Annotated in this window: 3 protein-coding genes; 1 reads left to right on the forward strand and 2 read right to left on the reverse strand. The window is 67.5% G+C overall.

The genetic code is table 11. From position 1 onward, the window contains the following. Positions 1-1230: D-lactate dehydrogenase (gene dld, locus L995_RS06695; protein ID WP_047470442.1), on the forward strand; the 1230-nt coding region annotated here is incomplete at its 5' end. Between the two features lie 199 nt (positions 1231-1429). On the opposite strand, the gene L995_RS06700 is transcribed toward dld, so the two are convergent. Continuing rightward, positions 1430-2983: a S41 family peptidase gene (locus L995_RS06700; RefSeq protein ID WP_047470444.1), complete on the reverse strand. Its 1554-nt coding sequence runs from the start codon at positions 2981-2983 to the stop codon at positions 1430-1432. 162 nt (positions 2984-3145) lie between these two features. After that, on the reverse strand, positions 3146-4368 hold a 1223-nt coding region (locus L995_RS06705; protein ID WP_047470447.1), incomplete at its 5' end, for an aldehyde dehydrogenase family protein.

Below are 4368 nucleotides of genomic sequence, written 5' to 3' on the forward strand. Positions count from 1 at the left end.
GCGCTGTACGCGCGCGTGTGCGGCGACGGCTCGCTGGAACTCGTCAACCACCTGGGCATCGCCCTGGGCCGCACGCCCGAGGAAATCCTCACGCGGCTGCAAAACGGCGACTACACCGAGTCCGACATCGCCCACGATGCGCAGCGCGCCGCCTCCGACCCGCGCTATGCCGATGCCGTGCGCGCCGTGGACGAGGACACGCCCGCGCGCTTCAATGCCGACCCCTCGCGCCTGTTCGAGGCCTCGGGCTCGGCCGGCAAGCTGTGCCTGTTCGCCGTGCGGCTGGACACCTTTCCCAAGGAGCCCAGCACCGTCTTCTATATAGGCAGCAATGCGCCCGACGACCTCACGGCCGTGCGCCGCGAGCTGCTGACCGCGCTGCCGCGCCTGCCGATCGCGGGCGAGTACATCCACCGCACGGCCTACGACATCGGCGAGAAATACGGCAAGGACACCTTCCTGCTGATCGACCGCTTCGGCACGGCCAGGGTGCCGGCCGCCTTCGCCCTCAAGAGCCGCGTGGACGGCTTCTTCGAGCGCTTCGGCCTGCGCGGCGTCACCGACCGCGTGATCCAGGCGCTGACCAACCTGCTGCCCAGCCACCTGCCCGCGCGCATGCGCCAGTGGCGCGACCGCTATGAGCACCACCTGCTGGTGCGCGTGTCCAACGACACGGCCGAGGCCACGCGTGAATTCCTCACGCGGCACTTCAGCGGCAGCACCACGGGCGGCTGGTTCGAGTGCGATGCCGACGAGGGGCGCAAGGCCTTCCTGCACCGCTTCGCCATCGCGGGCGCGGCCATCCGCTACCGCGAGGTGCACCGCGCCCAGGTCGAGGACATCGTGGCCCTGGACGTGGCCCTGCGCCGCAACGACCGCGAATGGGTGGAGCAACTGCCCGCCGAGGTCGAGCGCGACATGGTCCACAAGCTCTACTACGGCCACTTCTTCTGCCATGTCTTCCACCAGGACTACATCGTCAAGAAGGGCGTGGACCCGCTGGCCATGGAGCACCGAATGTGGGAACTGCTGGACGCGCGCCGCGCCGAGTACCCGGCCGAACACAACGTGGGCCACTTGTACGTGGCCAAGCCCGCGCTGGCAGGCTTCTACCGTGAGCTGGACCCCACCAACACCTTCAACCCCGGAATAGGCCACACCTCGCGCAAGCTGGGCTGGGAGGAGTGTTGTGACCGGCCGGGGGGATGGCCCAAGGGGTATTCGGAGTAGGGGCAAGCTGTGTGGGCAGGTACGCCAGGGCCAGCTGGCGCATCACGATCCCCAGCTCTGCCGGGTCGCCATTGGCCAGGATGGCGTTGATGTTCTCGATGGCCATGGGCCATGACCGGATCGCTGCGGTACAGCTCGGCCACGGCGTCGTCATGGGACCTGCTTCGCATCATCCGATTTCCTCAAAGCCTGCCTCTATTCAATCCAGCTGGATGTTTCCTGCCGTGGGCAGGATGCTGTCCAGCACCCAGGCCTGCACGGCGGCGGTGTCGGCGAGGTCGCCGTCGAAGACGAACCGCGGCAGGTAGGGCTTGCCCTCCTTGTCCTGGCGCCCGTGGTTCTTCCAGACCTTGAGGGGGACGCGGAACGTCACTGTGGGCGAAAGTGCCTTGTCGGCCACGTCGGTGTACTGCGTGTCCGTTCCGGTCATGCTGCCCACGTGCACGATGCCCGGAATCTGCAGCGCCGCACTCACGAAATCCAGGCAGGCGCTCTGGCATTGGGCATCCGTGACCAGCACCAGCTTGCCCTTGAAGGGGTTTGCGCGTGCGGCGGCGGTGTCTTGCTGCAACTCCTTGTGCGTTTCATCGACCTGCGGCTGCTCGACAAAATCTTCCCCGCGCGATGCGGCATCGCCCATCAGCGAGGCCATCTGCTGTGTGAACTGGTAGACCAGGCTGCCGGCTCCTTCCGTCCGCAGGAGCTGTGTCCTGCGTTCTTCGAACGCCTCCAGGGCCATGGCGGAGACACGCCAGTAAGCCCTGGCTTGGGAGTGCTGCGTGGCGCCGGCCGTGATGGCATCTGTCAGCAGGGCAATCAGGATGCGGTAGCCGAGCAGGGAGTTGCCCCCGCCATTGCCGCGCACATCGAGCACCACGGCCTGCGCATCTCCTGCCTGCCGGATGCCCTCCAGCATTTTCTCGAAGGCGGCCATGGCCTTCTCGGACGATGGCATGAAGTTGGACGCTTGGATCCACTGCACTCCCGGTCGCACTTCCTTGATGCCCTGGCGCGGTGCCCGGGGCCGCGCCAGGGCACGGGCGTCCTTGTCGTCCAGCGGCTGCCATGCCAGGTTGAAACTCCGGATTTCGCCTGCAGCGGAGCGGGTCGTGCATTGACGCACCCTGAGCGGCTCCCACAGCGGGGCGCTGGGCGATTCGCGGGTCAGGTGCCATGCCAGATCGGACTTCGTTCCCTCCAGGTGCACGAGCCGGTCCACGAAGGGCGCCACTTTGTCGGTGAGCAGATCGTCGATGGGGATGCCGTCGCACGACAGTACCTGCTCCCCCACCTGCGGCGTATCGATCGGCCATTGCGCAGCGCGGCCCGAGACGCGGTAGCGGCCTGCCTGGCGCTGCACGGCCCAGCCCGCCCACGTCGTGCGTACAGGCGTGGCGGCATGGTGGTTGCGCCATACGGCCAGATGGCCGTCCCGGTATCCGGTGGTGTAGAAGCGCAGCGCGGCAAAGGCCTGCTGTTCCGTGGCTGCGCGCCCAGACAGCGCCATGGCCTGGTCGTATCCCTCGCTGAACCACTGGTGGAAAGCACTTGCGCCAGGGTCGAGGACGGCGGGATGTGCCTCCCGGATCATCTGGTGCACTCGCTGGATGTGGGCCACGGCGGTGTGGCTCCAGCGCGCTGCCTCCTGGCGGGCCTGTTCGGGCGTGGGCCTGTCGGCCTTGCCCCCATCCTGCGCCTGGCAGGACCAGGCGATGAAGAGCCATGACAGCCCTGCGATCCATCGACGATCCATGGTCTCCCTCTCCTTCTTTGCCGCACTGCAGGCGGCGTGGCTTGGAAAGCGGGAAATTGTGCAGGGCTGCGCAGTGAAAAGATATCGGAATGATCTGAATCCGTGCTTTCCGACAAGCACCGGCTGCCGGCCGGCAGACAACCTGCAAGCCGGCAGCAGCCCTCACAGATTGATGAACACCGACTTGGTCTCCAGGTAGGCATCCAGCGCGGTGCGGCCCATGTCGCGGCCCATGCCGGACTGCTTGTAGCCGCCGAAGGGCATGCCCGGGTCCAGGGTGCTGTGGCAGTTGACCCAGACCGTGCCGGACTGGATCTTGGGGATCAGCCGGTGGACCTTGGACAGGTTGTTGGACCAGATGCTGGCGCCCAGGCCGTAGGGCGTGTCGTTGGCCCAGGCGGCGACTTCGTCGAGGTCGTCATAGGGCATGGCCACGAGCACGGGGCCGAAGATTTCCTCGCGGGCGACGCGGTGGTCGTGCTGCACGCCGGTCATCACCGTGGGCTGCACGAAGTAGCCGCGCTGGCCTGCGCGGGCGCCGCCCGTCACCACCTCGGCGCCCTGGCTGCGGCCTATGTCGATGTAGCTGCAGACACGCTCCATCTGCTCCTGCGAGACCAGCGGGCCCATCTGTGCGCGGGGGTCCAGGCCATGGCCCAGGGTGAGTTGGGCGGCCTGGTCGGCCACGTCGGCCACCACGCGGTCGAACATGCTCTTGTGCACGTACAGGCGCGAGCCCGCGCAGCAGACCTGGCCGTGGTTGAAGAAGATGGCGTTGGCAGCACCTGCCGCCGCCGTGGCCGGGTCGCAGTCGTCCAGCACGATGACGGGGGACTTGCCGCCCAGCTCCAGCGTGATGCGCGTCATGTTGTCCATGCAGGCATGGCCGATGAGCTTGCCCACCTCGGTCGAGCCCGTGAAGCTGACCTTGTTGACCAGCGGGTGCGAGACAAGGGGCGCACCCGTGCCGGGGCCGTCGCCCGTGACCACGTTGAACACGCCGGGCGGAAAGCCCGCTTCCTGGATCAGCTCGGCCAGCATCAGCGCGGTCAGCGGCGTCTGCTCGGCGGGCTTGAGCACCAGGGTGCAGCCGGCAGCCAGCGCGGGCGCCAGCTTCCAGGTGGCCATGAGCAGGGGGAAGTTCCAGGGCACGACGGCGGCGACCACGCCCACGGGCTCGCGCCGGGTGTAGGTGAACATCTGCGCCTCGGGCGCGAAGGGCACGGAGTGCTCGTGCGTCATGCCTTCGATCTTGGTGGCCCAGCCGGCCATGTAGCGGATGGAGTCGATGGCCATGGCGATGTCCACGGCGCGCGCAATGGCGGCGGACTTGCCGTTGTCCAGCGATTCGACCTCGGCCAGGGCCTGGGCATGGGTCTCCATGA

It is taken from the genome of Delftia sp. ZNC0008 (assembly GCF_000799035.1).
GTDB lineage: Bacteria > Pseudomonadota > Gammaproteobacteria > Burkholderiales > Burkholderiaceae_C > Comamonas > Comamonas tsuruhatensis.